Raw genomic sequence first — 25,186 nt, 5'->3', positions numbered from 1 at the left:
CTCACTCGGGCGGTACGGCCCGACCGTCGCATACGTTCCGCGCGTCCGGCCTGTTCAGACCGCCCGGCGGGCCGGGGGCCGCGGGTCCCCGGGGCCGGCCGGTCCGGTCGGGGCGCCGCCCCCGTCCGCCGTCACGCGCCGTCCCGGTCACGGGTCACTTCGACTCACCCAGCGTCCGGGAGGCCTCATCCGTCACACTTTCGACGCCCAGTTGTGCGGCCAGGCGTTTCAGCCCCCGGTACGCGGCCGTCCGTACCGCGCCCGGACGCTTTCCGAGGACGCGGGCGGCGGCGGGGCCGTCGAGGCCCACGACCACCCGCAGCAGTACGGCCTCGGCCTGGTCCCGGGGCAGTCCCGCGACCAGCGCCAGGGCGTGCTCCGTGGAAATGGCCTCCAGCGCCATCTCGTACGTGCTCTGCCGGCCGGGGAGGTCCAGCACGTCCTGTTCCAGCGTCGAGAGGCGGGGCCGCACCCGTTGCCGGCGCAGGTGGTCCAGCGCCCGGTGCCGGGCGATGGTCGCCGTCCAGCCCCGGAACCCCGCTCCGTCGCCCTTGAACCTGCCCAGGTCGCGGGCTATCTCCAGCCAGGCGTCCGACGTCACGTCCTCGGCGTCGTCACCGACCAGCCCGCGCACATACCCGAGCAGTCCGGGCTGGACGAGCCGGTAGGCCACGGCGAAGGCGGCCTCGTCCCCGTCCTGGGCCCGCGCGACAGCCGCGCCCAGCTCCCCGTCGTGCGCCTTCGCGCGGCGGGGTTTCCCTCCCTTGCCCAAGAACCTTCCTCGTCCGTACCGGGTTCGTAGGGTGACCGCTTGGCGCGACACGTCGGGCCGTAGCCCGCCCCCACGGTCATCAGCGTCCGGCGCCACGAAAGTGTCACAGCTCGTCAACCGCCCCGTACGGCACTTGAGTTGCTAGAGGTCCACGGGCCTGCCGGGCAACGTGGGCCGGTGAGAACGCGCGAGTGACGTTTGGCCGCGCCTGAGCGCTTAGTTAATGCCACCTGTGTGACAGGTGATGAATTCGTGACATTTTCTAGGGGTGGGGTAGTTGAGTGCTCGTAAGAGCCGCGCGTACAGACCGCTCAGTCTGAAGCGGCGTGCGTGGCTGACCGTCGGTGCTGTCGTCCTGAGCGGGGCGGGCATCGCCACATACGCGATGGCCGATCCGCCGTCCAAGCCCGTCGGCGCCAGGGAGAAGCCCCGCAAGCCGAGTGTGGACACGGTGAAGCTGGAGAACCGCGGTGCCGGCCGCCGCGGGCTGGAGCGGCGGGAGACGGACCGCTTCAGCGCCGTACTCGTGACCTGGGACGACCCGGATGCCGAGGCCAAGGGCACACCCGAGGTGCGTACCCGGGACCTGGAGACCGGGAAGTGGTCCGGCTGGCAGAAGTTGGCGGACGACCCGAACCAGGCCGACGGCGCGGAGGGCGCGCGGGCGGCCACGCGCGGCGGTACGGCCTCGGTGTGGACCGGTGCCTCCGACGGCGTCGAGGTGCGTGTGGTGAAGGCCGACGGCACCCAGGCGGGCGGCCAGCCGGCCGGCATGGACGTCAAGCTGCTCGACCCGGGCACCGACCCGAAGGGCGCCCCGGACGTGGCCGCCCTGGATCCGGTGGCGTTCGCGGCGGAGACCACGGCCCCGGAGACGGAGGAGCCGACGGAGGAACCGACCACCACCCCGCCGCCCACGCCCCCTTCGACCACGGAGACCGGGCCGGAGACGGCAACAGCGACGGAGACGGAGACCGGGACGCCCACCGGCACCGTGTCGGAGACGCCCCCGGAGTCCGCGTCCCCGACGACGTCCCCCGAGCCCTCCCCGACCGTGCCCGAGGCCCGCCCCTCGACGGTCGTGAAGCCGCCGGTCATCACGCAGGCCGAGTGGGGCGCGTCCACGGACTACGACGGCACGCCGAGCTACGGCACCGAGATCAAGGCCGCCGTCATCCACCACACCGGCGTGGACGGCGACAACAAGCTGTCCTGCGCCGAGTCGCGGGCCCGGATGCGCTCCATCCAGCAGGAGCACTTCGCACGCGGCTACTACGACATCGGCTACAACTTCGTCGTCGACCGCTGCGGACAGATCTTCGAGGGCCGCAGCGGCGGCATGGACCTGCCGGTGGTCGGCGCGCACGACGTCGGCTTCAACACCGACACGCTCGGCATCTCGTACATCGGCAACTACGAGAGCGTTCAGCCGAACCGTGCCGCGATGGACGCGATGGCGCGGATCATCGCCTGGAAGTTCGGGATGTACGGCATCGACCCGACCGGCCAGGTCACGCTGACCTCCGGTGTGGACGCGGGCGTCAGCGGCAACAAGATCGCCAAGGGCAAGTCGGTCACCCTGCCGCGGGTCTTCGGCCACCGGGACACCAACTACACGGCCTGCCCCGGCAAGAACCTGTACCCGAAGCTGTCCCTCATCGCCACGCTCGCCAAGACGCCGGGCATCTCGCACGCCCTGGCCACCTCGGACTACAACCGTGACGGCCTCGCCGACCTGGTCGCCGGTGTGCCCAAGGCGAACGCCGTGCGGGTGGTCCCCGGCGGCATGAACGGCCCGGTGACCTCGGCGAAGCTGTCGCTCACCCAGAGCAGCCCCGGGGTGCCCGGCTCCTCTGAGTCCGGTGACGCCTTCGGTTCCTCCACCGCGTGGGGCGACGTCAACGGCGACGGCCACGCCGACCTGGCGATCGGGGTCCCCGGCGAGGACGACACCAGCGGCCACGCCGACCGCGGCGCGGTCACGGTGATGTACGGACCCGCCCTGAACACCGGCTTCTCGTACACCACGACGGGCGTGACACAGACCGGCGCCAAGCTCGGCACCACCGTCGCCGTCGGTGACTTCAACGGTGACGGCAAGGCGGACGTCTTCGCGGCCGGCACCGGCCGGGGCGGCAACTGGAACGCCCGGCACACCGGCGGCGCCACCAAGTACGGCACGCTGACCTCCGCCACGGGTTCGGTGTCCTACCTGGACGCCGCGAGCGGCGACTTCAACCGGGACGGCTACGCGGACATCGCCGTCAACTACCGCGACACCGGCGGCACCGGCCGCGTGATGCGCTTCGCGGGCTCCGCGTCCGGGCTGACCAAGGTGGGGGTCATCTCCGTCAAGGGCGGCCGCTCCATCGCCGCGGGCGACATCAACGGCAACGGTTACGACGACATCGTCATCGGCCAGCCGGTCGCGGCCGAGTCCGGCGGTACGACGCCGGGCGGGCAGATCACCATGGTCCTGGGTACAACGGCCGGGTTCACCACCACCGGCATGAAGACGCTCCACCAGAACACGGCGTCCGTGCCCGGCGGCAACGAGTCCGGTGATGCCCTCGGCACCTCGGTCTCCATCGGCGACTACAACGCCGACGGCTACGCGGACGTCCTGGCCGGCGCCCCCGGCGAGGACCTCACCCGCAGCGGCGTCAACCGCTCCAATGCGGGCAACGCGATCCTGTTCCGGGGCACCTCGTCCGGCCTCACCGGTTCCGGTTCGGTCGCCGTCTCCCAGGACACCGCCGGCGTTCCCGGCTCCACGGAGTCGGGCGACAGTTTCGGCTCCTCCGTGTCCCTGGCCGACCTTTCGGGCTACGGCCGCGCGGACCTCACGTTCGGCGCCGCGGGTGAGGACAGCGGCAACGGGGTCATCACGTACGTGCCGAGCAACAGCTCGGGGCTCGGCTTCAGTGGCTCGTACGTGTTCGGCAAGGGCACCCTGGGCACCCCGACGGGCGCCCGGCTGGGGCACACACTGACGCCGTAGCCGCACGCCACGGCCGGGGTTCCACGTCTCGCACGGAACCCCGGCCGTGGCGCGTGTGCGGCGCCGCACGTCACCTCCGCGAGGCGTCCCGGCACAGCAGGCGCAGTGATCCGTCACCCGTGTAGCAGCGGCGGGCCTCGTCCACGGGGGCCCAGAAGCGGCCGTCGGGGGTGCGGACCCAGTGGTCGCCGCCCGAGGCCCACCACTCTCCGCCGGACTGACGCACGATCACCTCACCGGCATAGGCGCCGAATCCGCGCAGCACCGTCTCCACGGCCGCGTACGGGGCCGCCTCTCGGCGTATGTCCTCGATCGTGCGGTCGACGCTCCACAGACTGCGCACCGAGTAGTCGAGTCGCAGCCGTGCCCCTTCACGCATCGCCGTCACGATGTCCGCCGCCCACCGCGCGGGCTTGGTCGCGGCCGAAGGCCTGGTCTCCTGCTGTGCCGTCACAGTCGTCGCAGTCGTCACACTCAGTAGAGCGCTCGGGCCGACGGATTCGTCACCGCGATTCCGCCCCCGTCCCGCAACCGGCGCAGAACCGCCCCAGGGCCACCGCACCGCGCTCACAGAACGTGCTCGTTCGGGCGGGGTCGTCGACACGGGAGTGACGGATCGGGGGCCTGCTGCGCTCTTGTCTTCGATGAGTACGTACTTCCATCTACGCGCCGTACCGCCCCCGGCCCTGCGCAACAGCCCCGCCTGGCTGCTGCGGCTGTTCGAGGACGACTGGGAGGCCGTGCGCGAACGCATCGGCCGGCATCGCGAGGAGGTCCTGGACAAGGGGTATCTCGACCAGGAGTTCCTCTACACCGGTGCGGCCCCGCGGCACACCCCGGACGGCCCGCCGGCCCACGTGGTCCTCGGCGGCCGTCCGGTCACCCCGCCCGGCCCGGACCGGCCGCCCTTCCTGCTGCTGACCTCGGCCCAGGCCGGCCGCGTCGCCGGCTTCCTGAAGACCGCCGACTTCGACACGCTGTGGCGACGGGCCCGTGACCGGATCCTTCCGCGCTACGGCGGCCCGGACGTGGAGCCGCAGGCGCGCGACGCCTTCGCGGCGGCCCACCGCGACCTGACCACGTTCTACACGCGCACGGCACGGCAGCAGGAGGCCGTGGTGAAGTGGCTCCTGCCCTGACCCGGAACGACCGTCCCTGCCGGTCACCGACCCCTGCCGGTCGCCGGTGCCCGGCGGTCAGCCGTCCCTGCGGCTCCGGCGGGACAGTGCGGCGACCAGTACGCGGCGGCCCTCCGTCGACACCTCGAGCGCGCGGCGCAGTCCGGCCGGACCGTGGCCGGCCAGGACCTCCAGGACCGTGATCTGGCGGCGCAGCTCGGCGGCGACGAGCGGCGACATGCCCTCCGTACGGCCTTCGCGGGGTGCGTCGACCGTGTCCGTGGCGTCCTCGGCGGGATCGGCGCCGTCCAGGATCCGGTGGATCCGCAGCGCGGCGACGGAGCAGGCGTGGGCCCACTCCCGCAGTGCGGGGGCGGAGCGCTCGGCGGGGGCGGTGGTGAGCATCCGGTGCGCGAGCGCCACGGCGTCACCGTCGGCGGCCCCGCCGGCCGCCCCGTCGAGCTTGCCCCGCGTCTGCTCCAGCCGCTGCGTCCAGTCGTCGTCGGCGGCGTCCTCGGCGAGGCTCGCCCACAGGGGGCGCAGCGTCTCGTCGTCGCCGCCCAGCAGCGGTACGCACCGATCCAAACAAGCCAACCCGCTCACGGCCAGCCCGCGCTCGTCCGCCTGCGCGATCAGTTCCACCAGACTCATCCACGTCTCCCTCAGCGGGTCTTCGCAGGCCCCTGACAAGGCCACTTTCACGGACCTCACGGGGCGGAGGCCGCATTTCCCCTTACTGCGTGCGACGGCCCGGGAGTGTCACAGAGGCACCACTCCGAGCCGGTCGAGTAAGCGGAAGAAGAGGTTTTCAGCCACGGTCCCGGGGCCGGGCTCGGCGGTCAGGACCTCGACCAGCGCCTCGGCGGACACGGTGTGGCCGGCCTCGGCGGCCCATTCGACGGCACGGTCCGCGGCGTCCCGGGGCTCGAGGAAGTAGTCCTCCAGCGTGAGCCCCTCCCGCTCCACACCTTCCTGCTCCCCGCCGCCCGTTCCCGCGCCGAGGTAGCCCGCCGTCGCGGCGCGTGCCAGGCAGGTCGTCCACGCGCCGCTCTCGGGCGCCGCCGCCTCCACCACCACGCAGGCACTGTCCATCACGTAGCCGAACAGCGCGGGCGCGCCCGTCTGTCCGGCGAGGTCGTTCATGTTCCCGATGCCGCCGTCGCCGCTCGGGTACTCCCAGATCTGCCAGCCACCCGGTGCCGACGTGCGCAGGGTCATGCCCCGGGCGCCGGCCAGCGCGTCCAGTTCGGCGAGCGGCCGCTCCCCACGGCCCACGACGAAATACCCCCAGTAGCCCATGTGCCGGTATTCCCCCCGTGTCGGTCTCGGCTCGACAGAAGACCACCACAGTCGCACGGGGGTTCGCAGGAATACGCCGCGATCCGTCCGTTCGTGACCTTGTCGCAACCGCCGGCTCAGTCCAGCTTGTCCGCCAGGGCCCGGAACTCCGCCCAGGACAGTTCCGGTTCACCGTCCGGGTGCCAGAGTTTCTGCACCGTCGCCCGCAGCGGCATCCGTATCCCGGCCGCGACCTGCTCCTGGGTCTGGGAGTTCGCCAGGTCGCACCAGACGGCGAAGGACCCGCCGAGGATCTGTCCGTCGTACTTGGCGGGCACCGCGGTGGTGCCGCGCAGCACCAGCGGCGTCCACTGCTCGTAGATCCGCTCGCCCGTCGGGTAGACGAAGGTCTGCGGCTCCCCGAGCACGTAGTAGAGGAACTCGTCGTTGTAGTTGATGACGTCGCGGCCCTCGCTCAGGTACTCCGCCGGCTGGCGGGCACCGATCTCCTTGCCGGTCCAGTAGGCGATCTGGATGTCCTCGGCGGCCCGCACCGAGCCGCCCTTGAAGAAGCCGTCGTTCCAGGCGCGGGGCGTGCGGTCGTGGGCGCGGACGGTGTCGGCCCGGTCGTTGAGCCAGCCGGTGGCCAGGTCCTCGACGGTGGCGCCGGAGCCGTACTTCTCCCGCGCGGCGGCGGCCAGGTTCGGGAACGACGCCTCGGGGTCGGAGACCACCAGCGCCTGGTACTCGTCGGCGCCGAGGTGCCACTGCCCGCCGGGGAAGAGCCCGGCGTACTCGTTCAGCAGGTCGTCGACGATCTCGGCGGACGCGCTCTTGGAGATGTCGATCGCGCCGCGCACCACGCCGCCGTTCACGTTGCGCAGCTGGAGGTCGGGGTGGGCGGCGATGACCGCGCCGAGGTGGCCGGGCGAGTCGATCTCGGGCACGACGGTGATGTGCCGGCTCGCCGCGAGGTCGACGATCCGCTTGACCTGCGCCTTGGTCAGGTGCTGGTCGGACACGATCTCCGGGTGCGAGTCGGACTCGATACGGAAGCCCTGGTCGTCGGAGAAGTGCAGACCCAGCTCGTTGAACTTCAGGTCGCCGAGCTCGCGGACCCGGTCCTCGATCCAGTCGGCGGTGAAATGCTTGCGCGCGATGTCCAGCATCATCCCGCGCCGCTGCTTGGCGGGCTCGTCGCGCACGACGCCCTCGGGGGCGGTCTCGGCGCCGCGTATCTGCTGCTTGAGGGTGCGGGTGCCGTAGAAGACGCCCGCCTCGGCGGGGGCGCTGACGGTCACCCGGCCGCCCCGCACGGTCATGGTGTACGACTCGGGGTTCGCGCCCTTGTCCTTGTTCAGCACCAGGCGCAGGTCCCCGGCGCGCTCGTCGTCCTTCTCCCCCGCGTACGTCAGGCCCAGCTCACCGGCTATGAGGCGGCCCTCGTCGGCCAGCGCCGGATCGCCGACGACCACCCGGTGACCACGCTCGGGACGCCAGCCGGGGCCGCGCTCGGCGCTGTGGTCGCGGACGGCGGGTATGGTCCGGGGCGCCTCGGACAGGGGGTAGGAGCGGGTGGGGCTCGGCTCCGGCGGCGAGCCCGCGGAGTCCTCGGACCGGGAGGCGGCGGAACCGGCGTCGTCCGAGGTCGCCCAGAGCCCGACGCCCACCCCGGACGCCGCGATCACCGCGCCCGCGGCCAGGGACACGACCAGCATCCGCCGCTGCTTCTTCTTCCGAACCGATGCCCGACGCGCCCGACGACTGCCCTGCCTGTGCTGACTCACACGGCCAACCTACGACTCGTACGGGTGAAGGGCATCGACGAGCTGTTCTGAAACTCTCCCGTCCGGGTGAATTTCGGATATCGATCGGACACGTCATGGACTCACTCGATAACGTGACGGCACAACTCTCGCACCATCCGCTACCTGATCCCTCACCACCTCGTCACCCCGCCACCTCACCCACCGGCACACCCACCCACCGACACACCCGTGACACCCCCGAGGACCCACGCTGCCTGTGCACCGTCTCCCGCATCGCCCCGGCCGTGTCGCCATACCCGGACAGTCGCGCGGCACCCCCACGCCCGACACGCCCGGCTCGACCGACACGCCCGGCGGCGTCCCGTCCCCGCTGGAGCGCTTCAACACCGCGTCCACCGAGGACGCCGAGCGCGCCCTCCTGGCCTGTCTGCACAGCCCCGGCTGGGCGGTGCGCGTCGCGTCCCACCGCCCGTACCCGGACCTGGACTCCCTCCTGGCGGCAGCGGACGAGGCGGCCTACGACCTACCCCGCGCGGAGCGCCTCGCGGCCCTGACCGCGGAGGCCCTCCCCGGCCTCCCGGAGGACGCGTACTCCGCCGCCCACACGGCGCTGAACGCCGCCAACGCGGCCTACGAGAGCCGGTTCGGGCACCCGTTCGTCATCTACGTCGACGACCTGAAACCGGACGAGGTCCTGGACCACGTACTCGAAGCCATCCGGTCACGATTGGCCAACGATCCGGAGGAGGAGCGTCTGGTCGCGGGGGAGGAACTCCGGCGCCTGGCACGGGGCCGCCTGACCGCTCTCCTCTCGGACGGGGACCGCTGACAGGCCGCGGCATCCGCCCCGTCGGCACCCTCCCCCGGAACATCACCGGACATTCCACCTCGGAAGCCGTCTCTCTAGCCCGTAAGCGTGCCAGTTCGATCACAGCGGCAGGGCCCCTGTCCGCCTCACGGCGACACGTGGCTACGATGCTGGGGGCCGGTGGACCGTACCCGGCCGGGCCCGACCGACACGGAGAAAGCCGGCGCGGCCCCGACCCCCGCTCCCGGAGGAAATTTCCGTGCCGGCTGGAACGCTGTACCGCGGCCGGGAAGGAATGTGGTCCTGGGTGGCTCATCGAGTCACCGGCGTCCTCATCTTCTTCTTCCTGTTCGTTCACGTGCTGGACACCGCCCTCGTGCGGGTGTCCCCTGAGGCCTACGACACCGTCGTGGCCACGTACAAGACGCCGATCGTCGCGCTGCTGGAGTACGGCCTCGTGGCCGCCATCCTCTTCCACGCGCTCAACGGCCTGCGTGTCATCGCCGTCGACTTCTGGATCCAGGGCGCCCGGTACCAGAAGCAGATGCTCTGGACCGTCGTCGCCGTGTGGGTCGTGCTGATGCTCGGGGCGATCTACCCCGTGCTCGGCCACGCCGCTCGTGAACTGTTCGGGAGCTGACGCCAATGTCCACGACTGAATCCACCGCTTCGGGCATCGGCCCCGTCGAGGGCGCCTCGCTCTACTCGGTCGACAACCCGGCCCCCGTCATCGAGCCGCCCCGCGCGCGCACCAAGAAGACCCCGAAGACCACCCGGGGCAACTTCGAGATGGCCGCCTGGCTGTTCATGCGCCTGTCCGGCGTCGTCCTGGTCGTCCTGGTCATCGGGCACCTGCTGATCCAGCTCGTCCTGGACGGCGGCGTCTCCAAGATCGGCTTCGCCTTCGTGGCGGGCCGCTGGGCCTCGCCGTTCTGGCAGGTCTGGGACCTGCTGATGCTGTGGCTCGCGATGCTGCACGGAGCGAACGGCCTGCGCACGGTCATCAACGACTACGCGGAACGCACGAACACCCGGCTGTGGCTCAAGGGCCTGCTCTACACCGCCACGGTGTTCACCATCCTGCTGGGCACGCTGGTGATCTTCACCTTCGACCCGAACATCCGCTAGGCACGGGGTTGCGAGAAACATGAAGATCCACAAGTACGACACCGTCATCGTCGGCGCCGGCGGCGCGGGCATGCGCGCGGCCATCGAGTCGACCAAGCGCAGCCGCACCGCCGTCCTGACCAAGCTCTACCCCACCCGCTCCCACACGGGCGCCGCGCAGGGCGGCATGGCCGCCGCGCTGGCCAACGTGGAGGAGGACAACTGGGAGTGGCACACCTTCGACACGGTCAAGGGCGGTGACTACCTGGTCGACCAGGACGCCGCCGAGATCCTGGCGAAGGAGGCCATCGACTCCGTCCTCGACCTGGAGAAGATGGGCCTGCCGTTCAACCGCACCCCGGACGGCACCATCGACCAGCGCCGCTTCGGCGGCCACAGCCGCAACCACGGCGAGGCCCCGGTCCGCCGCTCCTGCTACGCGGCCGACCGCACCGGTCACATGATCCTCCAGACGCTGTACCAGAACTGCGTCAAGGAGGGCGTGGAGTTCTTCAACGAGTTCTACGTCCTGGACCAGCTGATCACCGAGGTCGACGGCGTCAAGAAGTCGGCCGGTGTGGTGGCGTACGAGCTGGCCACCGGTGAGCTCCACGTCTTCCAGGCGAAGTCCGTGGTCTACGCCTCCGGCGGCAACGGCAAGTTCTTCAAGGTGACGTCCAACGCGCACACCCTGACCGGTGACGGCCAAGCGGCCGTGTACCGGCGCGGGCTGCCGCTGGAGGACATGGAGTTCTTCCAGTTCCACCCGACCGGCATCTGGCGCATGGGCATCCTGCTGACGGAGGGCGCCCGCGGTGAGGGCGGCATCCTGCGCAACAAGGACGGCGAGCGCTTCATGGAGAAGTACGCGCCGGTCATGAAGGACCTCGCCTCCCGTGACGTCGTGTCCCGGTCCATCTACACGGAGATCCGCGAGGGCCGCGGCTGCGGCCCCGAGGGCGACCACGTCTACCTGGACCTGACCCACCTCCCGCCGGAGCAGCTGGACGCCAAGCTGCCCGACATCACGGAGTTCGCGCGCACCTACCTGGGCATCGAGCCGTACACGGACCCGATCCCGATCCAGCCGACCGCGCACTACGCCATGGGCGGCATCCCGACGAACGTCCAGGGCGAGGTCCTGGCGGACAACACCACCGTCGTGCCGGGCCTGTACGCGGCCGGCGAGGTCGCGTGCGTGTCGGTGCACGGTGCCAACCGTCTGGGCACCAACTCGCTGCTGGACATCAACGTGTTCGGCAAGCGGGCGGGCATCGCGGCGGCCGAGTACGCGCACACGACCGACTTCGTCGAGCTGCCGGAGAACCCGGAGTCGTTCGTCACCGAGCAGATCGAGCGGCTGCGGTCCTCCACCGGCACCGAGCGGGTGGCCGAGATCCGCCGCGAGCTGCAGGAGACCATGGACGCCAACGTCATGGTGTTCCGCACCGAGCAGACGATCAAGACGGCGGTCGAGAAGATCGGGGAGCTGCGCGAGCGCTACAAGAACGTCGCCATCCAGGACAAGGGCAAGCGGTTCAACACCGACCTGCTGGAGGCCATCGAGCTGGGCAACCTGCTCGAGCTGGCCGAGGTCATGGCCGTCTCCGCGCTGGCCCGCAAGGAGTCCCGCGGCGGTCACTACCGCGAGGACTACCCGAACCGCGACGACGTCAACTTCATGCGCCACACCATGGCGTACCGCGAGGTGGGCGACGACGGCACCGAGTCCATCCGTCTCGACTACAAGCCGGTCGTCCAGACCCGCTACCAGCCGATGGAGCGTAAGTACTGATGGCTACCCCTGTTCTGGACAAGGCGGACGCGGCCGGATCGCCCGAGCCCGGTTTCGCCGACTCCCCCTACATCACCGTCACCGTCCGGGTCCGCCGTTTCAACCCGGAGGTCTCCGCCGAGGCGACCTGGGAAGACTTCCAGCTGGAGATCGACCCCAAGGAGCGTGTCCTCGACGCGCTGCACAAGATCAAGTGGGACCTGGACGGCACCCTGACCTTCCGCCGTTCCTGCGCCCACGGCATCTGCGGCTCCGACGCCATGCGGATCAACGGCACCAACCGCCTGGCGTGCAAGACGCTGATCAAGGACCTCAACCCCGAGAAGCCGATCACGGTCGAGCCCATCAAGGGCCTCACGGTCCTCAAGGACCTGGTCGTGGACATGGAGCCGTTCTTCCAGGCGTACCGGGACGTGATGCCCTTCCTGATCACGAAGGAGACCAACGAGCCGACGCGTGAGCGGCTGCAGTCCGCCGAGGACCGCGAGCGCTTCGACGACACGACGAAGTGCATCCTGTGCGCCGCCTGCACGTCCTCGTGCCCGGTCTTCTGGAACGACGGCCAGTACTTCGGTCCGGCCGCGATCGTCAACGCGCACCGTTTCATCTTCGACTCGCGTGACGAGGCCGGCGAGCAGCGCCTGGAGATCCTCAACGACCGTGACGGCGTCTGGCGCTGCCGGACGACCTTCAACTGCACGGACGCGTGCCCGCGCGGCATCGAGGTCACCAAGGCGATCGCGGAGGTGAAGCGGGCGCTCATCACGCGCCGCTTCTGACGTTCTTCCGACGCTCTGCGCCGTGACGACCGAGGGCCCCGATCCAGTGGATCGGGGCCCTCGGTCCGTTCGTGCCGCCGGGTGGGACGAAGCCGCCGGGCAGGGCCCGGACGACGACGTCAGCCGCGCAGCACGCGGCCCTGCTTGTCGGTGCGGTCGTTGCTGACCAGGAAGATGATGCCGTCGATCAGTGCCCAGAAGCCGAGGCCGCCGCAGGTGAGCAGCTGGGCGATGCCCACACCGACGGAGCCGACGTAGAACCGGCCGATGCCCAGGGTCCCCAGGAAGAGCTGAAGGATGCCGGCGACGATCTTCGACTTGTCCGAGTACGGACGGCCCTGCGGGTCGAAGCCGAAGGGGGCCTGGGGGTTGGGGGGGACGGTCATAGCGGTGCTCCTGGGAAAGACGGAGAAAGAAAGCGGTGGGTACCGGGCGACTCTGCCCGGACGGCCCAGGAGGGAGCATCCGACGACCGCATGCACGACCACGCGCGACAGCCCACGGTTCGCCGACTGTCCCCCCCTGCGCGTGAGGAGCGTAAACGGCCGGGTCGGCCGGGAGGGAGAGGGAAGGAGCAAACGTTCCCGTACCGTGATCACGGGTGTCATCGGACGATGTTGCGGGCCACCGTCCAGGCCACGGCCGTCAGCAGGATCAGCACCTGGACCCAGGGAGCGAGCCGGGGAGCCCAGAAGCGGCCCCGCAGGCCCTCGATCGTCCAGCGCCCCCACAGCACCAGCGCGAACGGCGCGGCGAGCAGCAGGGCCCGGTTGTCCAGCCAGGCCGCGGCGAAGTGACCGTGCATCAGGTCGTACGCCATGCGGGTACCACCGCAGGCCGGGCACAGCAGGCCGGTGACGGCCCGGAACGGGCACTGGGGCAGGACATGGCCGGGCTCGTGCGGGTCGGTGCCCCACAGGTAGGCGGCGCCCGCGACGCCCGCGACCAGCAGCGCGACGGGGGGCACCGCGGGGTGCCACCGCGGTCGCCCCCCGGTCGGCGCGGAACGAGCCGCGTCAGCCACGCAGGATCCGCCCCTGCTCGTCCGTGCGGTCGTTGCTGACCAGGTACATGATGCCGTCGATCAGCGACCAGATGCCGAGGCCGCCGCAGGTGAGCAGCTGGGCGATGCCGATGCCGACCGAACCGACGTAGAAGCGGCCGATGCCCAGGGAGCCGATGAAGAGCTGGAGGACACCGGCGACGATCTTCGACTTGTCGGAGTAGGGGCGGCCGTAGGGGTCGTACCCGTAGGGCGCGTGAGGGTCGCCCTGAGGGAACCCCGGGGGCTGCTGGTAACCGGGCTGCTGGTAAACGGGCGGCGGGTAGCCGCCGGGGGGTTGCTGGGGGTAGCCGTAACCGGGCTGGCCGGGCTGGCCGGCCTGCGGGTAGCCGTAGGGGCCGGACTGGCCGGCCGCGCCGGGGTTCGGGGGGCCGAAACCAGGCGGCTGGGACGGCTGCTGCGGCTGCTCGCTCACGGTGGTGTCTCTCCTGGAGGATGCGGAAACTGCCAGTCATCTTGCAGGACGCGGACGGCAAAGAGAAGCCGGGCCCCCGCCTCGGCCGCCCCTCCGAAAGAGTGGCCCTCCACCGCTCTGCCCCCTCATCTGCTCACTTCGGACGGAAAGCACCTAATGTGACGTCATGTCAGGTGACGAGTCCTACGAACTGCTCGGGTTCGATCATGTTCTGCTGCCCGTCGGGGACCTCGACGAGGCCGTCGGGTTCTACGGCCGGGCCGGGTTTCCCGTCGGCTTCCGGCTGGACGAGGCCGGGATCGTGCAGCTGAAGGTGGGCGGCGAGACGCCCGGCGTGGTGCTGCGGCTCGAGGAGGGGCTGGGGTGCCGGCCGCCGGTGTGGCCCTCCGTGCGGGTGTGGCTGGAGGTGCCCGACGCCCGGGTCGCCGCCGAGGCATTGAGCGGTGCCGGGATCGGTCTGCTCGACGGGCCCTTCTCGGGCGCCACCGGCTGGACCGTCGAGTTCGCCGACCCCTGGGGGAACGTGGTCGGCCTGACCGACTACACCAAGCGCCCTCAGCTCGGGCGCCGGCCGTGACCACCGGCCGTACCCGCGACGGGAGTCAGGACGGTTCCCGCGCCGCCCTGCGGGGTCTTCCTCCCGGCCGGGGGCCCTCCGGCATGCCGTTAGGCTCTCCTCCCGTGCCCGCGAAGAACGACGGCCCCGGCAACGGCGCCGCACCCAGCAAGTCCGAGCAGACCCGCGCCCTGATCCTGGAGACGGCCATGCGGCTGTTCCAGGAGCGCGGGTACGACAGGACGACCATGCGGGCCATCGCCACGGAGGCCGGGGTCTCCGTCGGCAACGCGTACTACTACTTCGAGGGCAAGGAACACCTGATCCAGGGGTTCTACGACCGGATCGCCGCCGAGCACCGGCAGGTGGTCCGGGAGATCCTGGACCGGGAGACCGAGCTGGAGGCCCGGCTCACGGGCGTGCTGAAGGCGTGGCTGGACATCGCCACGCCGTACCACGAGTTCGCGGTGCAGTTCTTCAAGAACGCCGCCGACCCGGACAGCCCGCTCAGCCCCTTCTCCCCCGAGTCGGAGCACGCGCGCGTGCTGGCGATCGGTGTCCACCAGGAGGTGCTGGCCGGGTCGGGGGCCAAGGTCGCACCGGAACTGCGGGAGGTGCTGCCCGAGTTGATGTGGCTGGCCCAGATGGGCCTCGTCCTGTACTGGATCTTCGACCGCACCGAGGACCGCGAGCGCAGTCACCGCCTCGCCGAGCGCGGCGCCCGCATCACCGCGCGGGGTGTCGCCCTGGCCCGTTTCCGCGTGCTGCGCCCCCTGGTCCGCGAGGTCCACGAACTGTTCACGGACTTCCTGCCGGGCCTGACCAGGGCCCTGCCCGACCCGGCGAAACCCCGCGGCACGGCATCCGCCGAGCACGGCCGCCCCGCACCGCTCGGCTGACCCCGCCCCGCGCGCGGGCGCGCGGGGCCGCCGTCAGGTCTGCTTCGACGCCAGTTCGATCACCGTGATGTCCGACGGCGCGCCGATCCGGGTCGGCGGGCCCCAGGCACCGGCGCCGCGGCTGACGTACAGCTGGGTGTCGCCGTACCGGTCCAGGCCCGCGAGGGTCGGGTTGGCGGCGACGGCGAGGTAGCTGGCGGGCCAGAGCTGGCCGCCGTGGGTGTGACCGGAGAGCTGGAGGTCGACGCCGTGGTCGACGGCCTCGTGGACCATCACCGGCTGGTGGGCGAGGAGCACGCACGCGCGTGCCCGGTCCCGGTCGCCGAGCGCCCGCGCGTAGTCGGGGCCCTGGCCGTAGTTCTCACCGGCCAGGTCGTTCACTCCGGCGAGGTCGAAGTGCGGGAGTTCCGTGCGGGCGTTCTCCAGGGGACGCAGACCGAGCCGGCGCACCTCCTCGACCCACTCCTCGGCACCGGAGAAGTACTCGTGGTTCCCGGTGACGAAGAAGGAGCCGTGCCGTGCCGTCAGCTGCGCCAAGGGGGCCGCGGCCGGGCCGAGTTCCTTCACGTTGCCGTCCACCAGATCGCCGACGACGGCGATCAGGTCGGGCTGGGTCGAGTTGATCGTGTCGACGACCTTCTGCGCGAAGCCCCGGCCGAGAACGGGCCCCAGGTGGATGTCGCTGACCACCGCGATCCGGTAACCGTGCGCCGCGCGGGGCAGCTTGGCGAGCGGCACGGTGACCCGCTTCACCCGCGGTCCGCGCACCACGCCGTGCGTGCCGTACCCGACCGTCCCGACGGCCGCCGCGGCGGCGGCCCCGGCGACCACCCGGGAGACGAAGAGACGACGGGAGGGGCCGACGAGGCTCGAAGAAGGAGAAGAAAGGGAAGGGGCGGGGTCGGCGCCGGGGGCGGGGGTGTCCGGGGCCGCCGACTGCGCCGATCCCGGTGCGGCGGCCGTCGCCCCCGCGGGTATCGGCGCCGGTTCCTCGTGCGGCGGTGCCGTCCGCCGCGCCGCCCGGCGCTCCAGGGCCAGGCGCAGTACCGGGCGTACGACCTCACCCGCGAGCACCGCCAGCAGCAGGTAGAGGCACAGGGCCAGCCAGAGGTAGCCCGGCCAGGCCAGGACCTGCTTGAGCCAGAACGGGGCACCGCTGCGCGTGGCGAAGAAGGCCGCGAAGGTCAGCGCCCAGCCTCCGGCGAACACCAGGACGCCCCAGCGGCGCACGGCACCCGGTCCCCGGGTCGTGTCGCGGAACAGGCGGCGCCACATGTACCAGTTGCCCGTCACCAGAACGGCGAGGACCAGCAGTGCGACGAGTACGAAGACGATGGGCACGGTGCGGTGTTCCCCAGTTTTCCGTTACGACGTGCGTGACATCCGGCTCAGTGCGCGCAGACCACGCAACCCGATGGCTCCGACGGCCGTCCCCAATACGAAGGAGACGACGGCCAGCAGCAGATGGACCCAGAAGTACGCCGTCGGCTCGCCGTCGTCGAACGCGAGCCCGCTGCCGTCCTTGACCAGGTTCTTGACGAAAGTGATCCAGATGATCCAGCTCCACACCCCGAAGGCGAGCAGGAACCAGGAGACGGGGCGGCTGAGCTTCACCAGATCGAACCTTTCATCGCAACGCCGGGCACCCGGAGTCGGCCAGGGGGCCGGGGGTTGTCCCCCGGACGGGCACGGCATGGATCCAGTATCGCCGGACGGTGTCCGGTTCCGTTCGCGGGGTGGGGACGGAAAGGGGACTTCCATGGGCAGGGCATGTACGTTTCCGTCCGTGCCCGCACCCAAAAACTCCATCCGGCGATCGCTGCTGGTCACTTCCGCCATTCTGTTGTCCACCGCGCTGACCGCTCCCGTCGCACTCGCGGCGCCGAGCCCTTCGAGCAGTCCTTCGGCCACTCCCCCGGCGACCATGTCGTCGGTGGGCGGCGCCCGGCTCGGGCAGCCGGGAACGCAGGTCAACCTCGCGAGCGGGGTACCGGTGCTGCCGAAGGAACTGTCGGCCCGTTCCTGGATCGTCGCCGACGCCGAGTCCGGCGAGGTGCTCGCCGCGCACAACGCGCACTGGCGGCTGGCCCCGGCGAGCACTCTGAAGATGCTGTTCGCCGACACGCTGCTGCCGAAGTGGCCCGGATCCGCCGAGCACAAGGTCGCCCCCTCCGACCTCGCCGGTATCGGCCCCGGCTCCAGCATGGTCGGGATCAAGGAGGAGGAGACCTACACCGTCCACGACCTGTGGCTCGGTGTCTTCCTTCGCTCCGGCAACGACGCCGTGCGCGTGCTGGCGGCGATGAACGACGGCGTCGAGAACACCGTCCAGGAGATGAACGAGCACGCCGAGGAGCTCCAGGCCCTCGACACGCACGTGGTCAGCCCCGACGGCTACGACGCCGAGGGGCAGGTGTCCTCCGCGTACGACCTGACGCTGATCGCCCGCTCCGGGCTGCAGAAGAAGGACTTCCGGGAGTACGCCTCGACGGTCCGCGCCGACTTCCCGGGCGAGACGAAGAAGAACAAGAAGGGCAAGGAGGTCCGCAAGTCCTTCGAGATCCAGAACACCAACCGGCTGCTGTCCGGCGACTCCGACGTGCCCGTCTACGAGGGCATCGCGGGTGTGAAGAACGGCAACACCACCAACGCGGGCGCGACCTTCACCGGGGTCGCCGAGCAGGACGGCACCGTGCTGCTCGTCACCGTGATGAACCCGCAGGAGGACGGGAGCAACACGGTCTACAAGGAGACCGCGAAGCTCTTCGACTGGGGTTTCAAGGCGGCCGGCAAGGTCGATCCGGTGGGTGAGCTGGTGCCGCCGAAGAGCGCCGTGCGGGCGGGCGCCCAGGCGGACGCCTCCGCCTCCCCCGGCGAGGCGGGCGGCGCCGGTGACGCCACGCCCGGCGCCGCGGGCGCCGAGCCGGTGGCGAGCGCCCCGGCCGGGGGCGGCGCCAACGGCATGGGGACCGCGCTCGCCGTCACGGGCGGGGTGCTGGTGCTGCTCGCGGGCGGGGCGTTCCTGGTCAACCGCCGTTGGCCACTGCCGGACCTGGTGCGCCGCCGCTCGCGTCCGTGAGCCCGGTCTCCTCGTTCTGCGTCGTCGCGGTCCAGGCGGCGCAGAACAACACCAGTTTCGCGGTGAAGTTGATCCACAGCAGCAGGGCCACCGGGACGCCGAACGCGCCGTACATGCTCTTCGCGGCCACCCCCTGGATGTAGCCGCTGAGCAGCAGTTTCAGCAGTTCGAAACCGACCGCGCCGGTGAGCGCGGCCACCACCAGACGGCGGCGGGCGGGTTCGACGCCGGGCAGCAGGGTCAGGACGTACAGCAGGAGCAGGAAATCGGCTCCCACGGCGACGGCGAAGGCCGCGACGTGCAGCACGATCCCGCCCCAGCCGCCCTCCTCCAGCCCGATGCCCCTGCTGATCCGGCCGACCATCGCGGAGGCGACGGCGGACGCGCCCAGGGTGATCAGGACCGCGCCGCCGAGCCCGATGAGGATGCCCGCGTCCTTGGCCTTGCGCAGGGCGGGGTTCTCCTCCTCGTCGGGCAGCTCCCACACCGCGCGCAGGCACTCGCGCATGGATCCGGCCCAGCTGATGCCGGTGAACAGCAGGACGGCACCGGCGATGAGGCCCACGGTGCCGGCGTTCTCCACCAGGCCCCCGAGGTCCAGCTGGTCGGAGATGCCGGGCACCTGCTGGGTGATCTTCTCCTGGAGGGTGTCCTGCTGCTCCTGGCCGAGCGTGGCGGCGCCGATCGCGGCGGCGACCGTGAGCAGCGGGAACAGCGCGACGAAGCTGGTGAACGTCATCGCGGCGGCCAGCCGCGTCCAGTGCACGCGGTCCATCCGCTCGTACGACCGCCACGCGTGCGTGCGCATCAGTCTTGCCGCCCACGGGCCGACGACCGGGATCTTCTTCAGCCAGTCCATGAACCGCCTCTGCCCCCGTCCCGCCGGGCCGGAACCCCTGTCAGCGCGCGGAGACGGAGTCGCAGTCCGCGCGCCCGGCCTGCGGCGGCACCACCAGCGAGCCGAACGGGAACTGCCGCAGCTTGCGCCACACCGCGTCGGCGCCCTGTTCGTAGAGCGCGAAGCCGGTGCAGGGCCAGTGCGCCTCGTAGTCGGCGAGTTCCTCGAAGGCGCGGTCCATCGCCGCCTCGTCGATCCCGTGCGCCACGGTGACGTGCGGGTGGTACGGGAACTGCAGCTCACGGGCGACGGGACCGGACGCGTCGCGGACCTGCTTCTGCAGCCAGGTGCAGGCCTCGGCGCCCTCCACGATCCGGACGAACACGACCGGCGACAGCGGCCGGAAGGTGCCGGTGCCCGACAGCCGCATGGGGAACGGCCGACCGGTCGCGGCGACCTCGCTCAGATGCGCCTCGACGGCCGTCAGGTCGCCCTCGTCGACCTCCGTCGGCGGCAGCAGGGTGACATGCGTGGGGATACCGTGAGCAGCGGCGTCGCCGAAGCCCGCGCGCAGCTGCTGAAGCCGGCTGCCGTGGGGCTCCGGGACCGCGATCGACACACCGATCGTTACGGTCCCCACGTCGTCTCCTTCGTTGTGATGGTGATTCCGCTGAGCACCTGGTGACCGCCGAAGCGGTCACCCTCTACCTGACTGTACGACCACGGTCCCGTCCCGGGCAGGCGCAGCCGACGTGATGTACGGCGCTCGCCCGGTGGTACGGATCGGTGCCCGGGTCGCGTTCAGCACGGCCGGCGACCCGGTCCGTTCAGTGCTTGACGCCCAGGAAGCCCACCCGGTCGTAGGCCCGGGCGAGGGTCTCCGCGGCGACGGCACGTGCCTTCTCCGCGCCCTTGGCCAGGATCGAGTCGAGCGTCTCGGGGTCGTCCAGGTACTGCTGGGTGCGCTCCTTGAAGGGAGTCACGAACTCGACCACGATCTCCGCGAGGTCCGTCTTCAGCGCACCGTAGCCCTTGCCGGCGTACCGCTCCTCCAATTCGCTGATCCCCGCTCCGGTGAGGGTCGAGTAGATCGTCAGGAGGTTGCTGACACCGGGCTTGTGCTCGCGGTCGAAACGGATCACCGTGTCCGTGTCCGTGACCGCGCTCCTGACCTTCTTCGCGGTGGCCTTCGGCTCGTCGAGCAGGTTGATCAGGCCCTTCTGGGTGGCCGCCGACTTGCTCATCTTGGCGGTCGGGTCCTGAAGGTCGTAGATCTTCGCCGTCTCCTTGAGGATGTACGCGCTCGGGACGGTGAAGGTGTCGCCGTAGGTCTGGTTGAAGCGGTCCGCGAGGTCGCGGGTCAGCTCCAGGTGCTGGCGCTGGTCCTCACCGACCGGGACCTGGTCGGCCTGGTAGAGCAGGATGTCGGCGACCATCAGCATCGGGTACGTGAACAGGCCGACGGTGGCACGGTCGCTGCCCTGCTTGGCGGACTTGTCCTTGAACTGGGTCATCCGGGAGGCCTCGCCGAAGCCGGTGATGCAGTTCATCAGCCAGCCGAGCTGCGCGTGCTCGGGGACGTGGCTCTGGACGAACAACGTGCAGCGGTCCGGATCGAGGCCGGCCGCGAGGAGCTGGGCGGCGGCGACACGGGTGTTCTCCCGCAGTTGCTTCGGGTCCTGCGGGACCGTGATCGCGTGCAGGTCGACGACCATGTAGAACGCGTCGTGGGTGTTCTGCATGTCGACCCACTGGCGGACGGCACCGAGGTAGTTGCCGAGGTGGAACGAGCCGGAGGTCGGCTGGATACCGGAGAGCACGCGCGGAGAAGCCATGCTCCCCATTCTCTCAGGCCGCGGGGGGCGGTCCGGAACCGACCGGGAACAGGTGGGAACCGATCCGTGCCCGGCGGTGTAACAAGAGTGTGAGGACGCGGGAGGGGGGCCGCATCGTCGATGAGGCTGCGGTGATCGCACGCGTACGCGCCGGGGAGCCGGAGGCGTACGCGGAGCTGGTGCGGGCCCATACGGGCATCGCGCTCAGGGCGGCCGCCGCGCTCGGGGCGGGGGCGGACGCGGAGGACGTGGTGCAGCAGGCCTTCGTGAAGGCGTACTGCGCGCTGGGCCGGTTCCGGGACGGCATGGCGTTCCGGCCGTGGCTGCTGTCGATCGTGGCCAATGAGACGAGGAACACAGTACGTGCGGCGGTGCGCCGGAACACCCTCGCCGACCGTGAGGCGGCGTTCGCGGAAGCACGACCGGTGATACCGGAGTCGGCCGATCCGGCGGTGGCGACGCTGGAGACGGAGCGCCGCGGGGCGCTGGCGGCCGCCCTGGAGAAGCTGAGCGAGGAGCACCGACTGGTCGTCACCTACCGCTATCTGCTGGAGATGGACGAGCGGGAGACCGCACAGGCCCTGGGCTGGCCCCGGGGCACGGTGAAGTCCCGCCTGAACCGCGCCCTGCGCAAGCTGGAGCGCCTGCTGCCCGACTTCCGGCCCCGGGAAGGGGGTGAGACGGCGTGAGTGAGCGGTACGACGGTGAGGCCGAGCGCCTGCGGGAGGAGCTGCGGGCCTTCGGCCGGTCCTTGGACGGGCCGGATGGGGCTGCGGAGTCCGAGTCGATGGTCGAGCGGGTGCTGGGGCGGATACTCGCCGAGCAGGTGCCGGTTCCGGCGGCCGAGCCGGCGGGTGCCGGGGAGCGGCTGCGGGCGGTGCGGCGCTGGACGCGGGCGCGGTGGCGGTCGTTGGTCGCGGCGGTGTGCGGGCTGCTGACGGTGCTGGCGCTGACGTCTCCGGTGCGGGCGGCGATGACCGACTGGTTCGGCTTCGGCGGGGTCGAGGTGCGGTACGACCCGTCGGCGGTTCCCTCACCGGGTGCGGAGGTGCGGGGCTGCGGGCGCTCGGTGTCGCTCGGTGAGGCGGAGCGGCGGGCGGGGTTCACGCCGCTGGTGCCCAAGACGCTGGGCGTCCCGGACGCGGTGACGGTGAGCGGGCTGCCGCGGGGGCGGTTCCTGGTGAGCCTGTGCTGGCGGGAGGAGGGGCGGACGATCCGGCTGGACGAGTTCCCGGCCCGCCTGGACAACACCTTCACCAAGACCGTGCGCGAGCAGCCGGAGTGGCTGCCGCTGGGCGAGGAGGGCGATGAGGACGGAGTCCCGGGGTCGGCCTATTGGTTCCCGCGGGCTCATCTGCTGAGCTTCTGGATGGTGGACACGGACGGTCACCGGTTCACCCGGGCGGAGCGCACGGCGGGGCCGACCCTGTTGTGGGCCCACGGGGGTGGGGTGGACGGTGAGGGTGCGGCCGGAGACGGTGTGACGCTGCGGCTGGAAGGGGTGGGGTCGAAGGCGCGGGCGCTGGAGATCGCGGAGGCGGTCGAGGAGGCGGGCCGGTAGCCGGGCCGCCTCCCGGAGTCGCGGAATGCGCGGGGGACCGATTGGGAACCCCGGCGGGTCGGGCGGTGTACCAGAAGTGACAGGCGGCCCGTGGGCGGGCCGCACGGGGATCGACCGGCCGAGTGGGGGTCCGGATGCGCGGATGGAAGGGCAGTATTCGACAACTGACGGCGGGCATGGGCGCGTTGGCAGCAGCACTGGCCCTGATGTTGTGGGGAGCGTCGCCCGCCTCCGCCGGGGGGCCGACGAGCGTGCTGGTGGTCTCTCCGGGGAGCGGGGAAACGGCATCGCTGTACAACTCCGACAAGGCGTACGGCATGCTGGAGCAACTGCTCGGCCCCGTCGGCAAGGGCACACGTGACATGCCGCCGGAGGCGGCCTCGGCCTCGGCCCGGCTGATCAATGTGACGTGGATGGTGCACGACGTGACGCCGTGGCGCGTGGACCGGGTCTTCCTGGCGGACATGGGCCAAGACGTGTGGATACACACGGCGGGGAACCTCGCGGAATCGCCGAACGGCCTCTGGCACCGCGCCGAGCACCCGTCGGATGTGCACAAGTTCCTGTTCGACCTGGGCGTGATGGGCAAGACGACAGGCACGGGATCGGCCCCCGACAACTACCCGGCACCGTGGCAGACGGAGCAGGCCGGGGCGGGGACGGAGCAGGCCGGCCCCGGGGCGGACCAGGATGCGACTGCGGCAGCCTCCGAAACCCGCGCCGCACCGGCGACGGACGACGGCACCGACTGGTGGTGGGCGATACCGGGCCTGGCGGCCGGAGCGGCGCTGGCCCTGGTGCTGCGCCCGTACGTGACGCGGTTGCCGCTGATCCGCCGACGGGAGGACCGGGAGGATCCGGGGCCGAGGCAGGAACTGCTGGACGCCTGACGACGGCGAACGGCGGCGAACGGCGGCCCGGCACATGGCCGGGCCGCCGCGGGACACGTCGAGAAGGAACTCCTCAGCCGAGGTCGATCTCCGGGTACAGCGGGAAGCCGGCCACCAGGTCGGTGGCGCGGCGGGAGATCTCGTCGGCGGTCTTCGCGTCGAGGACGTGGGCGGCCTTGGACGGGGCGCCGGACTTGGTGGTGCCGGGCTCCGCGGTGGTCAGCACGCGGTCGATGAGGGCGGCGACCTCGTCCATCTCGGCGGTGCCCAGACCGCGCGTGGTCAGTGCGGGGGTGCCGATGCGGATGCCGGAGGTGTACCAGGCGCCGTTGGGGTCGGCCGGGATGCTGTTGCGGTTGGTGACGATGCCCGACTCGAGCAGGGCGGCCTCGGCCTGGCGGCCGGTGAGGCCGTAGGAGGTGGTGACGTCGATCAGGTTGAGGTGGTTGTCGCTGCCGCCGGTGACCAGGGTGGCGCCGCGGCGCATCAGGCCGTCGGCGAGGGCGCGGGAGTTGTCCACGATGCGCTGGGCGTAGTCCTGGAAGGAGGGCTGCCGTGCCTCCGCCAGGGCGACCGCCTTGGCGGCCATGACGTGCGGGAGCGGACCGCCCAGGACCATCGGGCAGCCGCGGTCGACCTGGTCCTTGAGCGAGTCGTCGCACAGGACCATGCCGCCGCGCGGGCCGCGCAGCGACTTGTGGGTGGTGGTGGTGACGATCTGGGCGTGCGGGACCGGGTCGAAGTCGCCGGTGAGGACCTTGCCGGCGACGAGACCGGCGAAGTGGGCCATGTCGACCATGAGCGTGGCGCCGACCTCGTCGGCGATCTCGCGCATGATCCGGAAGTTCACCAGACGGGGGTAGGCGGAGTAGCCAGCGACGATGATCAGCGGCTTGAACTCGCGGGCGGAGGCGCGCAGCGCCTCGTAGTCGAGGAGGCCGGTGGCCGGGTCGGTGCCGTAGGAACGCTGGTCGAACATCTTTCCTGAGATGTTCGGGCGGAAGCCGTGGGTGAGGTGGCCGCCGGCGTCCAGGGACATGCCGAGCATGCGCTGGTTACCGAAGGCGCGGCGCAGTTCGGCCCAGTCGGCCTCGGAGAGGTCGTTGACCTGGCGGACGCCGGCCTTCTCCAGGGCGGGTGCCTCGACGCGCTGGGCGAGCACGGCCCAAAAGGCGACCAGGTTGGCGTCGATGCCCGAGTGCGGCTGGACGTAGGCGTGGCGGGCGCCGAACAGCTCCCTGGCGTGCTCGGCGGCCAGCGACTCGACGGTGTCGACGTTGCGGCAGCCGGCGTAGAAGCGGCGGCCGACGGTGCCCTCGGCGTACTTGTCGCTGAACCAGTTGCCCATCGCCAGGAGGGTGGCCGGGGAGGCGTAGTTCTCGGAGGCGATCAGCTTGAGCATCTCGCGCTGGTCGGCGACCTCCTGGCCGATGGCGTCGGCGACGCGCGGCTCGACGGCGCGGATCACGTCGAGGGCGGAACGAAAGGCGGTGGAAGCGGTGGAGAGGGGCTCGGCGGACATGAGGACCTCCGGACGTGGCGTTCGGCGTTCACGGCATGGCCCAGGCGCACGGCACTCGTACCGGGCACCCAGGGGTGATCCGGGGGCCGCTTCCCGATGGT

27 protein-coding genes are annotated in these 25,186 nt (G+C 71.1%); 13 read left to right on the top strand and 14 right to left on the bottom strand.

The window, feature by feature from the left end:
• Nucleotides 1-154 precede the first annotated feature (154 nt).
• Nucleotides 155-772: an RNA polymerase sigma factor gene (locus DIZ27_RS09025; RefSeq protein WP_109377795.1), complete on the bottom strand. Its 618-nt coding sequence runs from the start codon at nt 770-772 to the stop codon at nt 155-157.
• A gap of 385 nt (nt 773-1,157) precedes the next feature.
• Here DIZ27_RS09025 and DIZ27_RS09020 point away from each other — a divergent pair, with 385 nt between their 5' ends.
• The gene (locus DIZ27_RS09020; protein ID WP_181383454.1) at nt 1,158-3,773 is read left to right on the top strand and encodes an FG-GAP-like repeat-containing protein; all 2,616 of its coding nucleotides are present in this window, start codon (nt 1,158-1,160) and stop codon (nt 3,771-3,773) included.
• A gap of 70 nt (nt 3,774-3,843) precedes the next feature.
• Here the strand turns inward: DIZ27_RS09020 and DIZ27_RS09015 are convergent, their stop codons facing one another.
• The gene (locus tag DIZ27_RS09015) at nt 3,844-4,227 is read right to left on the bottom strand and encodes a hypothetical protein (protein WP_181383453.1); all 384 of its coding nucleotides are present in this window, start codon (nt 4,225-4,227) and stop codon (nt 3,844-3,846) included.
• Between the two features lie 190 nt (nt 4,228-4,417).
• Here DIZ27_RS09015 and DIZ27_RS09010 point away from each other — a divergent pair, with 190 nt between their 5' ends.
• Nucleotides 4,418-4,912: a DUF1877 family protein gene (locus DIZ27_RS09010; RefSeq protein ID WP_109377793.1), complete on the top strand. Its 495-nt coding sequence runs from the start codon at nt 4,418-4,420 to the stop codon at nt 4,910-4,912.
• 57 nt (nt 4,913-4,969) lie between these two features.
• On the opposite strand, the gene DIZ27_RS09005 is transcribed toward DIZ27_RS09010, so the two are convergent.
• From DIZ27_RS09005 to DIZ27_RS08995, 3 genes are all read right to left on the bottom strand, one after another.
• The gene (locus tag DIZ27_RS09005; RefSeq protein WP_109377792.1) at nt 4,970-5,542 is read right to left on the bottom strand and encodes a hypothetical protein; all 573 of its coding nucleotides are present in this window, start codon (nt 5,540-5,542) and stop codon (nt 4,970-4,972) included.
• A 108-nt stretch (nt 5,543-5,650) separates the two neighbouring features.
• Nucleotides 5,651-6,190 (bottom strand): hypothetical protein, encoded by a 540-nt coding sequence (locus DIZ27_RS09000; protein WP_109377791.1) that lies wholly within the window; start codon nt 6,188-6,190, stop codon nt 5,651-5,653.
• Nucleotides 6,191-6,306: 116 nt separating this feature from the next.
• On the bottom strand, nt 6,307-7,887 hold the full coding sequence (locus DIZ27_RS08995) for a glycoside hydrolase family 20 protein (protein ID WP_109377790.1): 1,581 nt from the start codon (nt 7,885-7,887) through the stop codon (nt 6,307-6,309).
• A gap of 307 nt (nt 7,888-8,194) precedes the next feature.
• On the opposite strand from DIZ27_RS08995, the gene DIZ27_RS08990 reads away from it, so the two are divergent.
• The 5 genes from DIZ27_RS08990 to DIZ27_RS08970 all read left to right on the top strand — a co-directional run bounded on the left by DIZ27_RS08990 (nt 8,195) and on the right by DIZ27_RS08970 (nt 12,427).
• Entirely contained in the window at nt 8,195-8,767 is a 573-nt protein-coding gene (locus DIZ27_RS08990) for a 2-oxo-4-hydroxy-4-carboxy-5-ureidoimidazoline decarboxylase (RefSeq protein ID WP_375231945.1), read from the top strand.
• Between the two features lie 238 nt (nt 8,768-9,005).
• Nucleotides 9,006-9,386, top strand: coding sequence for a succinate dehydrogenase, cytochrome b556 subunit (gene sdhC / locus DIZ27_RS08985; RefSeq protein ID WP_109377789.1), 381 nt, complete (start codon nt 9,006-9,008; stop codon nt 9,384-9,386).
• A 5-nt stretch (nt 9,387-9,391) separates the two neighbouring features.
• A complete protein-coding gene (locus tag DIZ27_RS08980) occupies nt 9,392-9,874 on the top strand; it encodes a succinate dehydrogenase hydrophobic membrane anchor subunit (protein ID WP_109377788.1) in 483 nt (160 codons plus the stop codon).
• Nucleotides 9,875-9,893: 19 nt separating this feature from the next.
• Nucleotides 9,894-11,648, top strand: coding sequence for a succinate dehydrogenase flavoprotein subunit (gene sdhA, locus DIZ27_RS08975; RefSeq protein WP_109377787.1), 1,755 nt, complete (start codon nt 9,894-9,896; stop codon nt 11,646-11,648).
• Nucleotides 11,648-12,427, top strand: a complete 780-nt coding sequence (locus tag DIZ27_RS08970; RefSeq protein ID WP_109377786.1) for a succinate dehydrogenase iron-sulfur subunit — start codon at nt 11,648-11,650, stop codon at nt 12,425-12,427. The genes sdhA and DIZ27_RS08970 overlap by 1 nt, the downstream gene beginning before the upstream one ends.
• A gap of 119 nt (nt 12,428-12,546) precedes the next feature.
• On the opposite strand, the gene DIZ27_RS08965 is transcribed toward DIZ27_RS08970, so the two are convergent.
• The 3 genes from DIZ27_RS08965 to DIZ27_RS08955 all read right to left on the bottom strand — a co-directional run bounded on the left by DIZ27_RS08965 (nt 12,547) and on the right by DIZ27_RS08955 (nt 13,905).
• Complete coding sequence (locus tag DIZ27_RS08965) at nt 12,547-12,813, bottom strand: TM2 domain-containing protein (protein WP_109377785.1); 267 nt, start codon at nt 12,811-12,813, stop codon at nt 12,547-12,549.
• A 218-nt stretch (nt 12,814-13,031) separates the two neighbouring features.
• Nucleotides 13,032-13,451: a DUF2752 domain-containing protein gene (locus DIZ27_RS08960; RefSeq protein ID WP_109377784.1), complete on the bottom strand. Its 420-nt coding sequence runs from the start codon at nt 13,449-13,451 to the stop codon at nt 13,032-13,034.
• The gene (locus DIZ27_RS08955) at nt 13,444-13,905 is read right to left on the bottom strand and encodes a TM2 domain-containing protein (protein WP_109377783.1); all 462 of its coding nucleotides are present in this window, start codon (nt 13,903-13,905) and stop codon (nt 13,444-13,446) included. Before DIZ27_RS08955 ends, DIZ27_RS08960 begins: the two co-directional genes overlap by 8 nt.
• A 166-nt stretch (nt 13,906-14,071) precedes the next feature.
• Between DIZ27_RS08955 and DIZ27_RS08950 the strand changes: the two genes are divergently transcribed.
• Both DIZ27_RS08950 and DIZ27_RS08945 read left to right on the top strand, forming a co-directional pair.
• Nucleotides 14,072-14,482: a VOC family protein gene (locus DIZ27_RS08950; RefSeq protein WP_109377782.1), complete on the top strand. Its 411-nt coding sequence runs from the start codon at nt 14,072-14,074 to the stop codon at nt 14,480-14,482.
• 104 nt (nt 14,483-14,586) lie between these two features.
• Nucleotides 14,587-15,360 (top strand): TetR/AcrR family transcriptional regulator, encoded by a 774-nt coding sequence (locus tag DIZ27_RS08945; RefSeq protein WP_109377781.1) that lies wholly within the window; start codon nt 14,587-14,589, stop codon nt 15,358-15,360.
• A gap of 33 nt (nt 15,361-15,393) precedes the next feature.
• On the opposite strand, the gene DIZ27_RS08940 is transcribed toward DIZ27_RS08945, so the two are convergent.
• A complete protein-coding gene (locus tag DIZ27_RS08940) occupies nt 15,394-16,701 on the bottom strand; it encodes a metallophosphoesterase (RefSeq protein WP_109377780.1) in 1,308 nt (435 codons plus the stop codon).
• A gap of 24 nt (nt 16,702-16,725) precedes the next feature.
• Entirely contained in the window at nt 16,726-16,974 is a 249-nt protein-coding gene (locus DIZ27_RS46480; protein WP_219933601.1) for an SCO4848 family membrane protein, read from the bottom strand.
• 172 nt (nt 16,975-17,146) lie between these two features.
• Here DIZ27_RS46480 and DIZ27_RS08935 point away from each other — a divergent pair, with 172 nt between their 5' ends.
• The gene (locus DIZ27_RS08935) at nt 17,147-18,439 is read left to right on the top strand and encodes a D-alanyl-D-alanine carboxypeptidase (RefSeq protein WP_219933600.1); all 1,293 of its coding nucleotides are present in this window, start codon (nt 17,147-17,149) and stop codon (nt 18,437-18,439) included.
• Here the strand turns inward: DIZ27_RS08935 and DIZ27_RS08930 are convergent.
• The 3 genes from DIZ27_RS08930 to trpS all read right to left on the bottom strand — a co-directional run bounded on the left by DIZ27_RS08930 (nt 18,387) and on the right by trpS (nt 21,112).
• Nucleotides 18,387-19,298: a YihY/virulence factor BrkB family protein gene (locus DIZ27_RS08930; protein ID WP_109377778.1), complete on the bottom strand. Its 912-nt coding sequence runs from the start codon at nt 19,296-19,298 to the stop codon at nt 18,387-18,389. The genes DIZ27_RS08935 and DIZ27_RS08930 overlap by 53 nt on opposite strands.
• Before the next feature lie 40 nt (nt 19,299-19,338).
• Complete coding sequence (locus DIZ27_RS08925) at nt 19,339-19,917, bottom strand: 2'-5' RNA ligase family protein (protein ID WP_109377777.1); 579 nt, start codon at nt 19,915-19,917, stop codon at nt 19,339-19,341.
• A gap of 187 nt (nt 19,918-20,104) precedes the next feature.
• Entirely contained in the window at nt 20,105-21,112 is a 1,008-nt protein-coding gene (gene trpS / locus DIZ27_RS08920; RefSeq protein ID WP_109377776.1) for a tryptophan--tRNA ligase, read from the bottom strand.
• 131 nt (nt 21,113-21,243) lie between these two features.
• Between trpS and DIZ27_RS08915 the strand changes: the two genes are divergently transcribed.
• The 3 genes from DIZ27_RS08915 to DIZ27_RS08905 all read left to right on the top strand — a co-directional run bounded on the left by DIZ27_RS08915 (nt 21,244) and on the right by DIZ27_RS08905 (nt 23,563).
• On the top strand, nt 21,244-21,801 hold the full coding sequence (locus tag DIZ27_RS08915; RefSeq protein WP_109377775.1) for an RNA polymerase sigma factor: 558 nt from the start codon (nt 21,244-21,246) through the stop codon (nt 21,799-21,801).
• On the top strand, nt 21,798-22,673 hold the full coding sequence (locus DIZ27_RS08910) for a hypothetical protein (RefSeq protein WP_109377774.1): 876 nt from the start codon (nt 21,798-21,800) through the stop codon (nt 22,671-22,673). The genes DIZ27_RS08915 and DIZ27_RS08910 overlap by 4 nt, the downstream gene beginning before the upstream one ends.
• 134 nt (nt 22,674-22,807) lie before the next feature.
• A complete protein-coding gene (locus DIZ27_RS08905; protein ID WP_109377865.1) occupies nt 22,808-23,563 on the top strand; it encodes a hypothetical protein in 756 nt (251 codons plus the stop codon).
• 73 nt (nt 23,564-23,636) lie between these two features.
• Here DIZ27_RS08905 and DIZ27_RS08900 read toward each other — a convergent pair whose 3' ends face one another.
• A complete protein-coding gene (locus DIZ27_RS08900; RefSeq protein ID WP_109377773.1) occupies nt 23,637-25,085 on the bottom strand; it encodes a glycine hydroxymethyltransferase in 1,449 nt (482 codons plus the stop codon).
• Between the last annotated feature and the right edge of the window lie 101 nt (nt 25,086-25,186).

This window comes from Streptomyces sp. NWU339 (assembly GCF_003143855.1).
Taxonomy (GTDB): Bacteria; Actinomycetota; Actinomycetes; order Streptomycetales; family Streptomycetaceae; genus Streptomyces.
This window is presented reverse-complemented; position numbering and strand designations above follow the sequence as displayed.

What these genes read in the sequence shown, in the direction of transcription:
- DIZ27_RS09020 (WP_181383454.1), top strand. Translation starts at nt 1,158, where the DNA reads ATGGCCGATCCGCCGTCCAAGCCCGTCGGCGCCAGGGAGAAGCCCCGC.
- DIZ27_RS09010 (WP_109377793.1), top strand. Translation starts at nt 4,418, where the DNA reads ATGAGTACGTACTTCCATCTACGCGCCGTACCGCCCCCGGCCCTGCGC.
- DIZ27_RS09005 (WP_109377792.1), bottom strand. Translation starts at nt 5,542, where the DNA reads ATGAGTCTGGTGGAACTGATCGCGCAGGCGGACGAGCGCGGGCTGGCC.
- DIZ27_RS09000 (WP_109377791.1), bottom strand. Translation starts at nt 6,190, where the DNA reads ATGGGCTACTGGGGGTATTTCGTCGTGGGCCGTGGGGAGCGGCCGCTC.
- DIZ27_RS08995 (WP_109377790.1), bottom strand. Translation starts at nt 7,887, where the DNA reads ATGCTGGTCGTGTCCCTGGCCGCGGGCGCGGTGATCGCGGCGTCCGGG.
- DIZ27_RS08980 (WP_109377788.1), top strand. Translation starts at nt 9,392, where the DNA reads ATGTCCACGACTGAATCCACCGCTTCGGGCATCGGCCCCGTCGAGGGC.
- sdhA (WP_109377787.1), top strand. Translation starts at nt 9,894, where the DNA reads ATGAAGATCCACAAGTACGACACCGTCATCGTCGGCGCCGGCGGCGCG.
- DIZ27_RS08970 (WP_109377786.1), top strand. Translation starts at nt 11,648, where the DNA reads ATGGCTACCCCTGTTCTGGACAAGGCGGACGCGGCCGGATCGCCCGAG.
- DIZ27_RS08965 (WP_109377785.1), bottom strand. Translation starts at nt 12,813, where the DNA reads ATGACCGTCCCCCCCAACCCCCAGGCCCCCTTCGGCTTCGACCCGCAG.
- DIZ27_RS08950 (WP_109377782.1), top strand. Translation starts at nt 14,072, where the DNA reads ATGTCAGGTGACGAGTCCTACGAACTGCTCGGGTTCGATCATGTTCTG.
- DIZ27_RS08930 (WP_109377778.1), bottom strand. Translation starts at nt 19,298, where the DNA reads ATGGACTGGCTGAAGAAGATCCCGGTCGTCGGCCCGTGGGCGGCAAGA.
- trpS (WP_109377776.1), bottom strand. Translation starts at nt 21,112, where the DNA reads ATGGCTTCTCCGCGCGTGCTCTCCGGTATCCAGCCGACCTCCGGCTCG.
- DIZ27_RS08905 (WP_109377865.1), top strand. Translation starts at nt 22,808, where the DNA reads ATGCGCGGATGGAAGGGCAGTATTCGACAACTGACGGCGGGCATGGGC.
- DIZ27_RS08900 (WP_109377773.1), bottom strand. Translation starts at nt 25,085, where the DNA reads ATGTCCGCCGAGCCCCTCTCCACCGCTTCCACCGCCTTTCGTTCCGCC.